Genomic DNA, 15,173 nt, shown 5'->3' on the forward strand with positions numbered 1-15,173 from the left:
TAACTATGAGTACTCCTGAAATTCATGTCCTTCCGGCTTCCTTGCGCAACCAGATTGCAGCAGGTGAAGTTGTTGAGCGGCCTTCCAGCGTGGTCAAGGAACTGGTTGAAAACTCCATTGATGCGGGCAGCACGCAGGTTGATGTTGTTGTCGAACGTGGGGGACAGGGCTTTATCGCTGTTAAAGATAACGGGCGCGGCGTCGCTGCTGATGAATTGAAGCTGGCTGTTACTCGTCATGCCACCAGCAAGATTTCCAATGTAGATGATCTGACCTCCATAACCAGTTTTGGTTTCAGGGGCGAGGCTTTGCCAAGCATTGCCTCCGTCTCACGCTTCAAGATGAGTTCCTGCCGTAATGGTGCAGATGAAGGCTGGTTTCTTGATGTGGAAGGGGGCGATGTTGTGGAGGAAGGCCCGGCTGCCATTCCCGGCGGGACTTCCGTTGAAGTGCGCGACCTTTTCTTTAATGTCCCGGCTCGGCTGAAATTTCTGAAAACCGAGAATACCGAGGCCCGGCGTTGCAATCAGGTCCTCTTTAAGGTTGCTCTTGCCAACGTGGATGCCGGATTCTCATTTACTTCCAATGGGCGAGAACAGTTCAGACTTCCTGCCGGACAAACCCTGCCCGAACGTCTGGCCGTTTTTTGGCCACGCAATATTTGTGAATCCTTATTGGAATTTTCTCACGAAGCCGGGGAAATGAAAGTTCACGGCTGCGCGGGAATTCCGGGTCTGGCTCAGGGGCGTGGTGACCGAATTGTCATGTTCGTTAACGGCCGTCCAGTACAGGACAAGTTGCTGCTCAGTGCCATCCGCGGGGCCTATAAGGGTAGGTTGATTTCTCGTGAATACCCGCAGGCTGTTCTTTTTCTTGAGCTCCCCCCGGAACTGGTGGATGTGAACGTGCATCCGGCCAAGATGGAAGTCCGTTTTCAGGAGGAAAGCTCTGTTTTCAGCATCATTCGTAATGGCATAGGGCAGGCTTTATCCCGTTATGAGCTTGGCATTGTAGACGGGGACAGTGATTTTGAAAGACAGTCTGAAATCCCGGTCCGCCCAGCTGCGCAGGGACAAAAGTTATCGGAAAGTGTCTCTTTGCCCATCGAACCTACGGCCAAATTTTCCAGCTGGAATGAGTTTAAAAATACCGATTTTACAGCTATGGATGATGAGCCGGGAGTGACTCCAAGTTTTTCCAAAACAAATTTTACTTCTCCCCCTGCAACTGAACATCGCCCGGACCCGGACATGGTTCACGAACAGCACATGGATTACTCCGCGCAACAAGTCCGGGGGGCTGAACCGGAAACGGGACAACACGCATCTCTGATGGCGGGGCCGGTTTACGTGCCCGGATCACGTATTGAATATCTCGGACAGGTTGCCGATACCTATTTGGTTCTCAAGCTTCCCAACGGTTCTCTTGGGTTACTGGACCAGCACGCGGCCCACGAACGGGTTATTTACGAGAATATGAAATCACTGCGCACTCGCGGTGAATCCCGTCCGCTGGCCCTGCCCATTGATCTGGTCCTGCATCCCAGTGAGGTGCAGCGGGTACAGGAAATGTGGGAGGATTTGCAGGCTGCCGGATTCATGCTTGAACTTGAATCCGGGCAGACTCTTTCCATGCGTGGAATTCCTCCGGCACTTGAAACCGGTGAAGCAAGGGAGTACTTAAAAGCAGCCGTGGACGGACAAGCCAAGACTCTTGATGATCTCTGGATCATGCTTTCCTGCAAATCAGCCATAAAGGCTAATTTGCCGTTGGCTGTGGATGAGGCCCTTTCCCTGCTGGGAGCGTGGGTCAAATGCCCGCAGCGTGAGTACTGCCCCCATGGCAGACCCGTTTTGGTCAGCTGGTCCGCGCTGGAAATGGAGAAGCTTTTCAAACGCAAATAGTCAGTCTCAATCTCAACCGGAGATCTCCAATGACGATCGGATATAATGCACTTGAAGTTGAAGTTGATTTAAACGCTATCCGCCATAATTATCGTTTGCTCTGCGAAAAAGGGAGCAGGGTTTATGGTGTGGTCAAGGCGGACGCTTATGGACACGGTCTGATTGAAGTCGCCCGTGCCCTTGAGGAAGAGGGGGCCGATACCTTAGCCGTAGGTACTGTGGGTGAAGGTCTGCAACTGCGCAAAAGCGGTTGTTCCAAGCGCATAATTTCCCTGCTTGGGCCGCTTAATGAAGAAGACTGTTTCAATGTTACACAGAACGGGATAATTCCTTTTATCGGTGAATTTGAGCAGCTTGAAATGTTGGCCGGAGTTGTTTCAGCGCAGGGACGTAAAGTCGAGATCAGCCTGAAATTTGATACCGGCATGTCTCGGCTCGGTTTCGGCGTTCATGAACTCGATAAGCTGGTTGAATGGTTGAGAACTAACCCTGAAGTGCGTCCGGTTCTGGCAAGCTCGCACCTTGCTACTTCTGATGATCCGGCTTACGAGGGATACATGTCCGTTCAGGCAGAGACTTTTTCAAAAATTTTGAAACAGCTTTCCGAGGCCGGGTACGAACTGGAAGCGTCGCTTGCGAATTCCGCCGGGATTTTGGTTCATGATCAGGTCCATTATTCTGCCCAGCGCGGCGGGATCGCGCTTTACGGATCTAATCCTCTGCTTGGTACTGAGTGGAGTGAGTTCGGGCGCGAGCTTAAGCCGGTCATGCAGGTTCGTACCAGGATTGCGGCTGTGCGGGAACTTAAAAAAGGGCAGGCCATCAGCTACGGTTGTACTTATACCGCAGAACGGGACATGACTGTTGCCATTGTCTGCGCCGGGTATGCCGACGGATACAGCCGGGGACTTTCCAATGCCGGACAGGTCTGCATTCATGGTAAGCGGGCGAATATTTTGGGCCGGGTCTGCATGCAACTTTGCATTGTAGATATCAGCCACATTGACGGCGTAAAATTCGGCGACACAGCCTATTTGCTGGGCGGGGAAGGCGAGGGGCGCATCAGTGCTGAGGAATTGGCAGGATGGTGGCAGACCATCACTTATGAAATTTTTTGTCTTCTGGGGATGAATCCGAGGACATATAAAAAATAGAAAACGGGAGATATAGCATGTCTTGGAAAGTAGCAGAGAGTCATCCGCTTAAGGATGTTGATCCGGCAGAGCTTAGGAGTAAATGGGTTGAAGTGGCCATGGATATGGCTTTGATTCCTGAAAACAACATTCGCGTTTACATCGAAGACGGCATCGTCCGCATCGAAGTGAGCGAAGAACTTTACAACTGCATGGCTGGTATCTAGCTGCGTAGTAAAAGGCGGTCTTCGGGCCGCCTTTTGTTTTTTAATCTGCCGTAACAATAATGGTGGAGAGTTCCATGAAAATGTACAGGTTCACTTTGATTCCGCTCGTCTTTGCCCTCATCCTTTGTTTTTGCGCAGGGTGTTCGGATAAAAAAAAATCCGGGGAGTTTAAGGTCGGGGTTGTGGCAGTTACCAGCGGTGAATTGTTCAGAAAAGGGAATTACATCATTACAGCCGCCCGTTACGGTGCAGACAAGGTCAACAAGTCCGGTGGATTGGAACTAAGCGGGCAGCAATATCGGGTAAAACTCTTTCCTGCGGACAGCAACGGGGACCCCGAAATAGCCGCCAAGGCTGCCTCTCGATTGATTGAGAAGGATAAAGTTTCCGCCATTGTTGGCGCTGCCGGGAGTAAAGTGGCTCTGGCCGTGGCAAAAGTTTGTGAAGAGCACAAAGTTCCATTTATCACTCCCGTTGCCGGAACCAACAAGCTTACATATTTTAAATATTCCTTTCGCGTTTCCTACACTAATACCGTGCAGGGCGAAGCCCTGGCACTGTTTGCAAAAAATGATCTGGGGCAGAAGGATGTTGGGGTTCTTTTTGCTTCCTCCAGTCCGTACAGCGCGGAGCTGGCTCGTTTTTTCAAGGAAGACTATGTGAAAGGTGGAGGCCGGGTTGTGGCCTTTCAAAACTATGTTGCCGGGCAGCGCAAATATACCACCCAGCTGAAGGAGATAATTGATTCCGGGGCAGAAATCCTTTTTCTGCCTAATAATACCAAGAAGGTACAGCTACAGGTTGCTCAGGCCCGTAAGCTCGGGTTTAAAGGCATCCTCATGGGCGGCGATTCATGGGACCCCATTGAGTTGCAACGCAATTCACTTTTCAAAAATAGCTACTACACAGATCACTGGATTCCGGGCTTACCCATCAAGGGTACTGCTGCGTTTGAAAAGGACTATAAGAAGAAAAACGGGGTCGATCCCAGTGAACTTGAAGCTCTGACTTATGATGCGGTTATGAGTCTTTTTGCCGCCACCAAAACCGCCGGGACCACCGACCCTGTGTCCATTCATGATGCTTTGGTGGACATGCCGCCTTTTCACGGGGTAACTGGCGACTACGATTACAATAACAACGGCGACCCGGATAAGGACGTGATTATCTCCACTTTCCGCGACGGTCACATCGAAGTTCAGGATATTATTAAGCTGAAGTAAGGGTGGCGTCTGTTTAACCTCCGGCGACATAAATGTTACCGGAGGTTTGTTTTGTGGTTTTTAATTCAATGACACTATAAATGATGTTTTACCGGAAACATTGTCACACATGGGACAACGTTCCACTACTCGCTGGATAAATTTTTCTTTTTCTGGTGTTGTCATTGTTGATTCAAATGAAATTTTAATTTCAAGCCCCGAATAACCGGATCTGTTTTTGCTGCTCTTTCCTAGGGCTTTGGCAAAATCTATACCTCCTTTTACCGTTACACGGATATTTTTCACGTCCCTATTCTCTAGTGTCGCTATAAGCCGGGTTGTTGAAATAACGCAGGCACCCACTGCAAATGCGAAGCTTTCAGGTGGAGTCGGCGCGATGTTGTTTCCTCCCCAGTTTTGGGGTTGGTCAGCGAGAAGAGTATGCCCTCGAACTTTTCCTGAAACAATGCGCTTGGCTGTTTCTTCCAATTCTACATTAATTTCATGTATTGAACTTTTTGATCCCGAATCGGCAAAAGCCGGGCTGGCGAATAAAACTAATGAAATCAACATGGTTAAAATCAAAGACAAATAGTTCATAGAATAGGCTCCTAAAGTTAGTTGTTGACGGTAAACAGAGTCGCTTTTACTAATAAGTGATCATAAATGCCGCGTCTAACGACTAAATTTTGTCTCTTTGATCGAAAAAAACGAACAGTACCTATGGATTTCAGACAGCTAAAAACTTTCCGAACTGTTGCCCGTCTTATGAGTTTCCGTGCTGCTGCCCAAGAACTGCATTGCACGCAATCGACCGTATCCGCTCAGATCCGTAATTTGGAGGATGATGTGGGGGTGAAGCTTTTTGAAAGATTGGGTCGAAGGATTGCCCTGACCTCAGAGGGGGAAGTCTTGCTTCCACTGGCTAAGAAGATGCTACTTATGCGTGAAGAAGCCAGACACAGAGTGGGAGCGACCGGGGATAAGAGTTGTTCTCTGACGGTTAGAATTCCTCAGAGTCTAGCTTCATTTCATTTGCCGAAGGTATTGGAACAGTATTGGGGGGCGTTTCCGTATGTACAATTCAGCTTTGCCAATTGTGCATATTCCGAATTGGAGGCGGAGATTCATGCAGGACTAACAGATATTGCTTTCCTGTTGGCTGACAGTCTGCCTGAAAAGCATCTGGACACGAAGTTGATTGGTTCTCAGAAATTAGTGTATGGTCTATGTAAGAAGCATCATTTGGCTGGGCGTAAGTCACTTACTGTAGATGATTTGAAAGGGGAGCGGCTTTTTGTTCCGACCCATGATTGTAGTTACAGGATGCAGCTACAAAAAAGTATTGATGACAGTTCCGGCTATTGCTCAATAATTGAATGCAGCAGCATGGAGACACTGAAGAGATGTGTAGACTTAAATCTCGGCATAGCTGTTGTTCCCGCCGGAGTTGCGGGGGACTTGGATGAAAGATGTATATCTGTCCCTTCCTCGGATGTTTTTGCTGAAGTAGGGATATTGCGTATCTGGCATAAAGATAAGCTGGTTTCTGAAGAGCTGGCAGCCTTTGCCGAAATGTTTGAGGAAATACTGTAGGATAAATTATCCTTTTGTTACGGCCTCTGCCAGCTTGACGCCAGCCTTGTGTGCCCGGTCCATGATTTCCTGATGCTCAGCGATGATGCCCCGGTCAAAGAGTCGCAGTACCGGAAGTTCTTCCACTATTTCATAGCCCAGAGCCTCAAGGGGCAGGCGCATGGCTTCAATGGTAAAGCCCATATCCTTTTTGTCTGACTGTTCGGCAATGGCCCCGATTACAGCTTTGCGTCCCTGTCCGGCCAACCTGCTGGACCATGCCCGGGGGCGGGTGTCCTCAAAATTGTAGTAGCAGTACAAACGATCGATGAACGCCTTCATCCACGCGGTTACATTATAGTTATGGACCGGGGATATGAGAACCAGCCCCTTTGATTCCTCAATTTTAGGATAAAGATCAGTCATGTCGTCTTCAAAGCGACGGCATGCTTTTTCTTTGCGGCAGATTTCGCAGCCCACGCAGGGATCATATTTGAGGTCTCTAAGATGTACTTCGGTGCCAAGAATTCCCTGCTTAGATGCTCCGCCAAGAATTGCCTGCAACATTTTGTGGGAATTGCCTTTTTTGCGGGGACTGCCTTCAATGCCTAAGATCATTTGTTTTTCCTCGGTGAAATATGAATTAAGAAGGTGTTACCTTTGCATGTCACGACTGAAAATGCAAAACAGCCTGCGGGATTCCCACAGGCTGTTTCGGTCGAGATATGTACGGTAGATGTACTTATAGCTTTTAGTGGTCCACCCGTAGAATAAATATAAATTTATTCTACACCCCAATCAATTCTGTTGATCAGGGGGAAGGGGACTAGTGGTCGCAGGTATTTGATCCGGTCTGGAGGGTACCTGCGAGGTAGTTGGAAACTACGTTTTCAGGAGCTTCAGCCGGGGAACCGACAATGACTTTTACGCCGGCGTCAGTGAACAGGGACTGTGCACGTGAACCCATGCCGCCTGCCAGTACCAGCTGTACGCCCTGCTCGGCGATCCATTTGGGAAGTACGCCGGGTTCGTGGGGCGGGGGAGTTTCCATGTTGGTGGCTACAATGCCTTTGGAGGCAACATCAACATCCATGAGAGCGAATTGTTCGCAATGGCCGAAGTGCATGCAGAGTTTGCCTGCTGCAACGGGAACTGCAATTCTCATCATGCCGTTTTTGACTTCAAATTCTTCAGGTTTAGGCATCTCATTGTTCTCCTGCAAAGTCTCGGTGAGATTGAGCATGGGCTTGATGATGGTATTCAGAGCCTGACCTGTTGCGCTTTCGTGATCGGTACGGATGATGGGGTAGCCTTCATCGCCGGAACGTCCCACTTCAGGGTCAAGGGGAATACGTCCGAGGAAAGTTACACCGGTTTCCTTGGCAAGGTCTTCACCGCCGCCGGTGTTGAAAATATTATGTACATTGCCACAATCAGGGCAGACGAAACCGCTCATGTTTTCAACAATACCGAGAACGGGGTTGCCGACCTGTTTGCAGAAGTTTACGGAACGGCGCACATCGTCAACAGCCACGCCCTGCGGGGTGGTTACGATAACAGCATGGGCATCCTGACCAAGGGTCTGCAATGCGGAAAGGGGTTCGTCGCCGGTTCCGGGAGGGCAGTCGACAACGAGAAAATCAAGATCGTTCCAGGCAACATCCTGTACGAACTGTTTGATCAGACCGATTTTCACCGGACCGCGCCAGATGACCGGATCATCTTTGCTGGGCAGCATGAAGCCGAGGGACATAACCCAGAGATTGCTGGACCAGGAGATAGGCTCGATTATTTCATGGCCGATGTGAGGCTTTTGGTCTTCAAGGCTGAGCAACCGGGGAACACTGGGGCCATGAACGTCCACGTCAAGCAGGCCAACCTGTTTACCGGCAAGGGAAAGGGCAACAGCGATGTTGGTTGCCACAGTACTTTTACCTACGCCGCCTTTACCGGAAATCACCACGATTTTATGTTTGATTCTGGAAAGGGTTTTTTTCAGTTTCATGTCTTCGGGCTCACAGCCCTGAGAAGAGCATCCTGAACCGGAGGAAGAGCAGCTTCCGCATGCGTGATCGCTCATATATCAATCTCCTGCCCCTCACTGGCAGAGGGGGTTGTCATTATAAAAAAAACAGATTTTTTCAATCTGTTACAGTAGACATTTCATGGTAAACTAAGACGTGAACCTGACTTGTCAATGGCTGGAAATGTTCAGTCATGCCCGCAGAGCAAGGGAGAGGAGAAGAGGCATGACTGAACAGGATGCAGAAAATTTTACCAGTGGCCCGGTTTGTCTGCGTCTTCGGCAGCATCCAGCTTACCGTCTTTGAATGAAGCCAGGGCTTCGGCAACAGTCCCTCCGCCGATGAGATAGATCTTGATGGCCCCCTTATCAAGGGCAGTGAAGGCTTTTGGGCCTACATGACCGGTGATAACAGCAGTAGCACCTGTGGCAGCCACGTTCTGGGCAGACTGAATCCCGGCTCCCTGAGCGGCATTCAGGTTCTGGGTGTTATCGATGTATTCTTGGGTGTCGGCATCGGTATCGCAGACCAGAAAGCCTTTAGCGCGACCGAAGCGAGGGTCGATATTACCGTTGAGATCGTTGCCCTGACAGCTGATGGCGATTTTCATATTATTTACTCCTTTGCACTGAGTTCAGGGTCGGTCCGTCAGGATGCATTGCTTCCTGAGTAGTTTTTCTGGCCCTGAAGCCTCTGTTCCCCTGTCCACATCTGCCTCTGCCTCGGCAACCGGGCATTACAAGATTTTCCAGACAGTTCTGTTGATAGGCCGAGAGTACTTCGTCGATCATCCCCCTGATCCACGGAAGAACCCTTATTCCGGCCTGTTCCAGTTCATTCATGGTGCAACCGCAGATTGCACCACATATTAAAAATGTTGCCCCGCAGGTCATAATGGCGGATGTCCTGTCCTTTGGGTCTTTTGAGGGAAGGGATAGGTAACCTGCGGGGCAAATTTTATTGTCTTCCACCCGGAACAATTTCAGGTCCGGGGCATTGTCAAATACAGAGGCCAGCCTGTCTTCATAACAGGCCAAACAAAGCAGCATTGAATGGTTATTGCGTCCTTCGTTTCCTCTCATGGACAGCTATAAGGCATAGTCTGTGCCATAGAAATGAATCTGTTATATTGCAGGTAGTTAGGCGCTTGAGGGGAGCTTGCTGATGATTGCTTTTGGCGCATATTTAGCCAAAGAGCAAAGAACGTGGGCTAATTATGCGTCTATGTTTTCGCAGCGGGCGATGGTGCGGCGCAGGGTGTCTTTGGAAATACAAAGTTCGCGACAGGTTGCCATTTTCTTGCCGTTGTTACGTTCAAGGGCGCGGCGTACGGCAATGCATTTAATCTCATCCATGGTCAGGGGGGTATCTTCATGGGGAGCGGTGTCTTTGGCTTGGGGCTGTAAGTATTCAGGCAGATGCTCCACCTGAATGAAGCCCGATGGGCAGAGGATAAATGCGAATTCAAGAATATTTTCCAGTTCCCGCACATTACCGGGAAAGGGGTGTCGCATGAGGATGTGCAGGGTATCTTCAGAAATACCGTCGATCTCTTTGCCTTGCAGGGCGTTGAGCCTGTTTACGAAATGGTTGATCAGAAGTGGGATGTCTTCAACACGCTCTTTGAGTGCGGGTAGATTGAGGGTGACCACATTCAGGCGGTAGTACAGGTCCTGCCGGAAGTTTCCTTCTTCCACCAGTTCCGCCAGATTTTTATTTGTAGCGGCTACAATACGTACATTGGTCTTTACACTTTGCACAGCACCCAGCGGTTCAAAAGTTTTTTCCTGTAAAACACGAAGCAGTTTGACCTGTAACTTGGCGGGCATATCTCCTATCTCATCAAGGAAAATGGTTCCGCCTGCGGCAAGTTCAAACCGTCCGGCTTTATCTTTGCGGGCATCGGTAAAGGCTCCGGCTTTGTAACCGAAAAGTTCTGATTCAAGCAGATTGTCGGGCAGTGCGCCGCAGTTTACAGCCACAAAAGGACCATGTTTGCGTTCACTGAGGTTGTGGATGGCGCGGGCAAAAAGTTCTTTACCTGTACCGGATTCACCCAGCAGCAATACCGTGGCTTCGCTTTTGCTGACTTGCGGTAGGATAGAAAATACTTTTCCAAGCTGAGCACTTTTGCCGATGATATCTTCAAAGCGCCATGATTCTTCAACTTCGCGGCGGATCATCTGGATGTCAGTAAGGTCGCGGAAGCTTTCAACTCCGCCAATGAGTTTGCCCTCAGCATCAACAAGAGGCGCAGCACTGATGGATACCGGGACTTTGCGTCCGTCAGCGTGGATGAAAAATATGGATTTATTGGAGATGCGGCCGCAATCTTTCATGCAGGACCGCAGGGCGCAGTCGCCGTCGCAGAGGCTGGAGTGGAAGACGTCCCAGCATTTGGAACCCACAGCTTCTTTCGCAGGGATTCCGGTGATCCGGCTGGCCGCTTCATTGAAGAAAGTTATGTTCCAGTCCCGGTCTACCGTAAATACCCCGTCTGCTAAAGAGTCGAGCACAGCCGAACACGGTAGGTTGCTGGGAAACTTCATGAAACTTCCATTTAAAGGGCGAAGCCTAATAAAAGGTTTTGAAGGGATGGGGTCTGGGGAAGGTAAACTTTTATAAAAGTTTACCTTCCCCAGCCGTCGGAGACAAAATTATTTTTTTTCTTCGCGGGCTTTGCGGAGCCATTCGTACCATGCTTCCAGTCCTTCGCGGGTGCGGCAGGACAGGGGGAACAGATCGATGTCTGCGTTCAGCTTGCGTGCATGCTGCTTGGCCTTTTCAAGATCGAAGTCCACGTAGGGCAGGAGGTCGATTTTGTTCAGGATCATCACAGAGGAAATGTGGAACATGAGGGGATATTTTTCAGGTTTGTCGTCGCCCTCAGTCACGGTCAGCAGGGTAATCTTGTGGTCTTCGCCGACATTGAATTCAGCGGGACATACAAGGTTGCCCACGTTTTCCACGAAAAGAATATCGAGTCCCTCGATGTCGATAAGGGAAAGTGCTTCCTTTACCTGGCTGGAGTTGAGGTGGCATCCGCCTTCAGTATTAATCTGAACGGCTTGTGCCCCGGTGGCGGCAACGCGGCGAGCGTCGTTGTCGGTCTGGAGATCACCTTCGATGACCGCCATCTTGAATTCACCTTTGAGGTCTGCAAGGGTCTTTTCCAGCAGGCTGGTTTTACCGGACCCGGGGGAACTCATCAGGTTGAGGCAGAGAATATTCTTCTCTTTGAAAAACTGGTTCAATTCTTCGGCAATTCTGTCGTTTGCTTCCAGAATGTTGCGTACCACAGGGATCTCACCCATTTCTAACTCCTTAAGTTAATCGTCAATCTCAATGCTTTCGATTTGCAATTCCTTGCCCTGAAGTACTTCATGACCTATTTCCAGACCGCATTTTGGGCAGGCCATGTATAATTTGTCTTCGGGTAAAAATTCATGTTTGCATTCGCCGCAGCGGACTTTGATGGGGATTTCATTTACTTCAAGAACAGAGCCTTGAAGGGATGTCCCTATGGTAACCGCTTCCCAGCCGAAAGTGAGAGCATCTGAGACTATTCCCGCAAGCGCGCCGTTACCAACCACAATTTTCTTGAGGGTGGCGCCGGGTTGCTTTTCCATTTCCTCTTCAATGATTGCAAGTATACTTTGCGCTATTGACATTTCGTGCATGGAATTTGGACTAACTCAAAAAATTATCAGGGGCAAGGTGCTTTAGCGCATAAATTGATTAACTTCGTAGCACGGTGAAGAATAGTCTGCTTTAAGCGAATGATGGACTGCTATTTATTGATCTTGTGATAAAATAAAAAACGCGTGCAGATGCGGGCATGTCTTGCAAGTGCTTGAAAGCTTGGGTATGTGAATGGGGTGCTTTATCTTGTCGCCATGTCCGGCGGCATTTCACGGGGACATATCAATGGGGGATTCGGCTGCATTTATGTGGTCGGATTTTATTTATTTGTTTCCCTGAATAATTAAACTTTTTTACGCACCGGACACTCTCCGGACTCTGGAGGACATGCAGATGTATGTGGGACTGAAAATGCTTAAGGACTTTGTGACCGTAACCCCGGATACTCTGGTCAAGGAAGCGGACAAAATCCTGGAAGACAATCAGTTGTGGATGCTTCTTGTGAAAGACGGGGAAGACCTCGTGGGTTATGTCACCAAGGAGGATGTCCGTGCGGCTTTGCCTTCAGTTATCAATTCTCTTGATAAACATGAACTTAGCTATTTGCTGAGCAAAATTACTGTGCGTGAAGTGGTGCGCAAGAATATAACCATGATTCCCCCGGAAACTGAGATTGAAGCTGCCGCCGATCTCATGTTTGAAATGAATCTTTCCGGGCTTGCGGTTGTTGATGAGAACAAGAAGCTCATCGGTTACATCAACCGTAACAAGATGCTGGAACTGCTGGTCGAGGAAATGGGGCTCAAGCAAGGCGGTACCCGTATCGTCGTTGATGTTGAGGAACGTACCGGCGTGCTCTACGAAGTTGCCGGAATTATTTCTAATATGAAATATAATATCATCAGTACCGGACTTTTTCATCACAACAACCGCAGGATGGTCGTTGTTCGTGTGGATACAGAAGATGCATCTCTTATAGTGGCTGCACTTCAGGAACGCGGTTACAAGGTGGTCGGTCCTGAAGATTTCATGGCTGAATGGGCCACTAAATAGATTTAGCCGAAATTTTTCGGCAATATGCCGAATTGGATGAAGCCGAAAGCGGGGTTGCCCTGCTTTCGGCTTTTTTTAGTTCTGTTGTTTTTATGAGTTAATCGGGGTAAAGTATTAAGACTGTTTGTTGTGCAGTTCAAATGAAGGAAAAGGTGGGCCTTTTATGGTGAAACGTTATTTGCTGTTTTTGACGGTAATTTTAAGCCTCTTGCTTCCGGTAGGTTCCGGGATGGCGAAGGATTGCGGAGTGAGGATAATTACCGAGATCAGCCATCCTTCGACAATTCTTGACAATGGCCGGATTACCGGGTTTGGGGTTGAAATTGTCGAAGCTATAAAAAAAGAACTCGGCTGCGACACGCCCATCGAGGTGATGCCTTGGGCGCGAGGATATAGATATCTTCTTAATCAGCCTGATGTGTTGCTCTTTTCAACAGCAAGAACCGTTGAACGCGAGGACATGTTTCACTGGGTAGGGCCTATTGCCTGTTATAAATGGGTCTTCTATGGCTTGAAGGGCATGACGGATAAAGTAAAGAGTATTGAGGACGCAAAAAAAGTTTCCGGTATAGGGGTGTACCGCAATGATGCTCGGGCGCAGTTTTTGAAGAGCCAGGGATTCACAAATCTTGAAGTTATGGACACTCAGGAAGCTAATTTCAAAAAGCTTCTGCGGGGCAGGGTTGAGCTGGTGGCTACATCAAATATTGGCGTGCCGGGCTTTCTTGATTCCAATGAAGAATTGCGCAAAAGGGCGGTCCCGATCCTTATTTTTCATAATGTGAAGCTTTATCTCGCTCTTTCAAAAAAGACTGATCCAGAAAAGGTCCGTAGCTGGCAGGATGCTTTTAAGGTATTAAAAGAGCGAGGCACGATTGGACAGATTCAGGATAAGTGGATTGAGAGGTGCAAGAAGTAACTTTTCTAAGCTACAATAGTTTTAGACCTTCAATTTCAAAATCGGTGACAGCTTCTGTTGCCGATTTCTTTTTTGGCTGGCTATTTTCAGAGTCAAGGCTGTTTTTCAGCAGGGAATCCAGAACCTTTTTGTCGTCAGCTGATTTTTCAATAACCTGATCCAGAGTGCATTCCTTTATAAAACCTTTGCCTTTGAGGAAATTTAGAAAGAGGCATGCTTCTTCCAGCTTTTTGTTCAGGCGTAATGCCTGCCGGAGGTGCTCAAGGCAGGGTTTTAGATCACCAAGCTCAAAGTGGGCCCGGGCAATGTTCAGGTGCAGGTTTTCGTCTTTTTCAACGAGCTTTTCTGCTTTCAGGTAATATTCAAGGGCCTGCTGGAGCATTCCATTTTTACGCAGGGATATACCGAATTCATTGAACAAGTGCTTGTGCTGTGGCTCATAGCTGCCATCGAGGCAGATCAGCCTTTTGAAAATGTTATCCGCTCTGTCCGCTTCTCCCCGGTCAAGATAGGTCAGCCCCAGTCCGAAATTGACGCGCACGTTTAGTTCATCAAGGCTCATGGCTTTGTTGAATTCATATTCGGCACTATAGCCCTCACCGTTGGCCCGGTGGCTCTCACCTAATTGGATAGATTTTTCCAGCTTCTTTGTGTTGGGAATGACTTTTTCCACATATATTTCCGGTTCGGGGTGGTACGAGCTCAAAAACATTTCCATCTCCACTGCGGCCTGCGGTCCGGTTGGGATGTAATTAGTATTGAGGGCTTGAACTTGCAGGACTCCGTTGTCCTGTTCTTCCGCGTACCAATATGTGGTTTGTATTGTTTTTTTCTTAGTCGTTCCTGTGCCAATGACAGATTTTGTTTTTGCTGAAAAAATCCCCTGAATCTTTTCCCGTTTCCTCACATCAAACTCCACTTATTTAGTCAAGGTATCGTATTTTACACAGGGAAGGCCCGCATGCAAAGCAAGTATTGCTAAGACTGGGCAATAAAAAAGACCGCCTCCGAAGAGACGGCCTTAAAAGCCTGAAATGGCTGGACAGTTAGGTTACGCGGTCAGGAAAAGATTAATGTCGTTTCCTGTGGTGCGAATTAACCGCAGCTTCCAGAGCAGGAACCGCATTCGCCAGCACCGAGTTCGATCTTGGAATCAATCACGAAGCCGGTATAGCTGAGGTCCACCCGGAAAGGGCTGCCCTGTTCGTTAAGGTCTTTATCAAGCAGGAAGGTGAAACCTTCCACTTCAAAACTTTCATCGTTATCTTTTGACTCATCCAGAGCCAATGCCAGCCTGGGGCCAGCTCAGCCACCAGTGGCAAGGTAGATGCGGATAGGGGTCCTGTCTTTATCTGCAAAATAGTTTTCAAGCTGTTTTTGCGCAGCTTCGGTAATTTCAACCATTTCTTCCTCCTCATAGGATTTGTCTATCCAAACTAAGTTGTCTATCAGTTTTTGTCAATTAGCTCTGGTTGACCTTGTCCTCTGCATGAG

General features: G+C 48.7%; 17 protein-coding genes. 7 read left to right on the top strand and 10 right to left on the bottom strand.

What is annotated here, in order from left to right:
• Positions 1-5 precede the first annotated feature (5 nt).
• From mutL to D0S45_06620, 4 genes are all read left to right on the top strand, one after another.
• Positions 6-1,904: a DNA mismatch repair endonuclease MutL gene (gene mutL / locus D0S45_06605; protein TIH17324.1), complete on the top strand. Its 1,899-nt coding sequence runs from the start codon at positions 6-8 to the stop codon at positions 1,902-1,904.
• A gap of 29 nt (positions 1,905-1,933) precedes the next feature.
• Positions 1,934-3,058: an alanine racemase gene (alr, locus tag D0S45_06610; protein TIH17325.1), complete on the top strand. Its 1,125-nt coding sequence runs from the start codon at positions 1,934-1,936 to the stop codon at positions 3,056-3,058.
• Positions 3,059-3,075: 17 nt separating this feature from the next.
• Positions 3,076-3,264, top strand: coding sequence for a hypothetical protein (locus tag D0S45_06615; protein ID TIH17326.1), 189 nt, complete (start codon positions 3,076-3,078; stop codon positions 3,262-3,264).
• Between the two features lie 74 nt (positions 3,265-3,338).
• Positions 3,339-4,487, top strand: a complete 1,149-nt coding sequence (locus D0S45_06620; GenBank protein ID TIH17327.1) for an ABC transporter substrate-binding protein — start codon at positions 3,339-3,341, stop codon at positions 4,485-4,487.
• 60 nt (positions 4,488-4,547) lie between these two features.
• Here the strand turns inward: D0S45_06620 and D0S45_06625 are convergent, their stop codons facing one another.
• On the bottom strand, positions 4,548-5,066 hold the full coding sequence (locus D0S45_06625) for an OsmC family peroxiredoxin (GenBank protein TIH17328.1): 519 nt from the start codon (positions 5,064-5,066) through the stop codon (positions 4,548-4,550).
• Positions 5,067-5,132: 66 nt separating this feature from the next.
• On the opposite strand from D0S45_06625, the gene D0S45_06630 reads away from it, so the two are divergent.
• Positions 5,133-6,062 (top strand): LysR family transcriptional regulator, encoded by a 930-nt coding sequence (locus D0S45_06630; protein TIH17329.1) that lies wholly within the window; start codon positions 5,133-5,135, stop codon positions 6,060-6,062.
• Positions 6,063-6,068: 6 nt separating this feature from the next.
• Here the strand turns inward: D0S45_06630 and D0S45_06635 are convergent, their stop codons facing one another.
• The 7 genes from D0S45_06635 to D0S45_06665 all read right to left on the bottom strand — a co-directional run bounded on the left by D0S45_06635 (position 6,069) and on the right by D0S45_06665 (position 11,745).
• Complete coding sequence (locus D0S45_06635; GenBank protein TIH17330.1) at positions 6,069-6,659, bottom strand: flavodoxin family protein; 591 nt, start codon at positions 6,657-6,659, stop codon at positions 6,069-6,071.
• A gap of 208 nt (positions 6,660-6,867) precedes the next feature.
• Positions 6,868-8,121: a chromosome partitioning protein ParA gene (locus tag D0S45_06640; protein TIH17331.1), complete on the bottom strand. Its 1,254-nt coding sequence runs from the start codon at positions 8,119-8,121 to the stop codon at positions 6,868-6,870.
• Between the two features lie 194 nt (positions 8,122-8,315).
• Positions 8,316-8,675: a dinitrogenase iron-molybdenum cofactor biosynthesis protein gene (locus D0S45_06645; GenBank protein TIH17332.1), complete on the bottom strand. Its 360-nt coding sequence runs from the start codon at positions 8,673-8,675 to the stop codon at positions 8,316-8,318.
• A gap of 1 nt (position 8,676) precedes the next feature.
• A complete protein-coding gene (locus D0S45_06650) occupies positions 8,677-9,147 on the bottom strand; it encodes a dinitrogenase iron-molybdenum cofactor biosynthesis protein (GenBank protein TIH17333.1) in 471 nt (156 codons plus the stop codon).
• Between the two features lie 132 nt (positions 9,148-9,279).
• The gene (locus D0S45_06655) at positions 9,280-10,614 is read right to left on the bottom strand and encodes a PAS domain-containing protein (protein ID TIH17334.1); all 1,335 of its coding nucleotides are present in this window, start codon (positions 10,612-10,614) and stop codon (positions 9,280-9,282) included.
• 108 nt (positions 10,615-10,722) lie between these two features.
• Positions 10,723-11,379, bottom strand: coding sequence for a hydrogenase accessory protein HypB (gene hypB, locus D0S45_06660; GenBank protein TIH17335.1), 657 nt, complete (start codon positions 11,377-11,379; stop codon positions 10,723-10,725).
• 15 nt (positions 11,380-11,394) lie between these two features.
• A complete protein-coding gene (locus tag D0S45_06665) occupies positions 11,395-11,745 on the bottom strand; it encodes a hydrogenase maturation nickel metallochaperone HypA (protein TIH17336.1) in 351 nt (116 codons plus the stop codon).
• Between the two features lie 355 nt (positions 11,746-12,100).
• Between D0S45_06665 and D0S45_06670 the strand changes: the two genes are divergently transcribed.
• On the top strand, positions 12,101-12,760 hold the full coding sequence (locus D0S45_06670) for a CBS domain-containing protein (GenBank protein TIH17337.1): 660 nt from the start codon (positions 12,101-12,103) through the stop codon (positions 12,758-12,760).
• 163 nt (positions 12,761-12,923) lie between these two features.
• A complete protein-coding gene (locus D0S45_06675) occupies positions 12,924-13,679 on the top strand; it encodes an ABC transporter substrate-binding protein (protein TIH17338.1) in 756 nt (251 codons plus the stop codon).
• Positions 13,680-13,689: 10 nt separating this feature from the next.
• Here the strand turns inward: D0S45_06675 and D0S45_06680 are convergent, their stop codons facing one another.
• The gene (locus D0S45_06680; protein ID TIH17339.1) at positions 13,690-14,586 is read right to left on the bottom strand and encodes a hypothetical protein; all 897 of its coding nucleotides are present in this window, start codon (positions 14,584-14,586) and stop codon (positions 13,690-13,692) included.
• 188 nt (positions 14,587-14,774) lie between these two features.
• Positions 14,775-14,966, bottom strand: a complete 192-nt coding sequence (locus tag D0S45_06685; GenBank protein ID TIH17340.1) for a hypothetical protein — start codon at positions 14,964-14,966, stop codon at positions 14,775-14,777.
• Positions 14,967-15,173 lie beyond the last annotated feature (207 nt).

The sequence above is a fragment of the Marinifilum sp. JC120 genome, from assembly GCA_004923195.1.
In the GTDB taxonomy this organism is placed as follows: Bacteria; Desulfobacterota; Desulfovibrionia; order Desulfovibrionales; family Desulfovibrionaceae; genus Maridesulfovibrio.

Bases quoted from the DNA above. Each gene is read 5' to 3' on its own strand.
- mutL (TIH17324.1), top strand. From the start codon at position 6: ATGAGTACTCCTGAAATTCATGTCCTTCCGGCTTCCTTGCGCAACCAG.
- alr (TIH17325.1), top strand. From the start codon at position 1,934: ATGACGATCGGATATAATGCACTTGAAGTTGAAGTTGATTTAAACGCT.
- D0S45_06615 (TIH17326.1), top strand. From the start codon at position 3,076: ATGTCTTGGAAAGTAGCAGAGAGTCATCCGCTTAAGGATGTTGATCCG.
- D0S45_06620 (TIH17327.1), top strand. From the start codon at position 3,339: ATGAAAATGTACAGGTTCACTTTGATTCCGCTCGTCTTTGCCCTCATC.
- D0S45_06625 (TIH17328.1), bottom strand. From the start codon at position 5,066: ATGAACTATTTGTCTTTGATTTTAACCATGTTGATTTCATTAGTTTTA.
- D0S45_06630 (TIH17329.1), top strand. From the start codon at position 5,133: ATGCCGCGTCTAACGACTAAATTTTGTCTCTTTGATCGAAAAAAACGA.
- D0S45_06635 (TIH17330.1), bottom strand. From the start codon at position 6,659: ATGATCTTAGGCATTGAAGGCAGTCCCCGCAAAAAAGGCAATTCCCAC.
- D0S45_06640 (TIH17331.1), bottom strand. From the start codon at position 8,121: ATGAGCGATCACGCATGCGGAAGCTGCTCTTCCTCCGGTTCAGGATGC.
- D0S45_06645 (TIH17332.1), bottom strand. From the start codon at position 8,675: ATGAAAATCGCCATCAGCTGTCAGGGCAACGATCTCAACGGTAATATC.
- D0S45_06650 (TIH17333.1), bottom strand. From the start codon at position 9,147: ATGAGAGGAAACGAAGGACGCAATAACCATTCAATGCTGCTTTGTTTG.
- D0S45_06655 (TIH17334.1), bottom strand. From the start codon at position 10,614: ATGAAGTTTCCCAGCAACCTACCGTGTTCGGCTGTGCTCGACTCTTTA.
- hypB (TIH17335.1), bottom strand. From the start codon at position 11,379: ATGGGTGAGATCCCTGTGGTACGCAACATTCTGGAAGCAAACGACAGA.
- D0S45_06665 (TIH17336.1), bottom strand. From the start codon at position 11,745: ATGCACGAAATGTCAATAGCGCAAAGTATACTTGCAATCATTGAAGAG.
- D0S45_06670 (TIH17337.1), top strand. From the start codon at position 12,101: ATGTATGTGGGACTGAAAATGCTTAAGGACTTTGTGACCGTAACCCCG.
- D0S45_06675 (TIH17338.1), top strand. From the start codon at position 12,924: ATGGTGAAACGTTATTTGCTGTTTTTGACGGTAATTTTAAGCCTCTTG.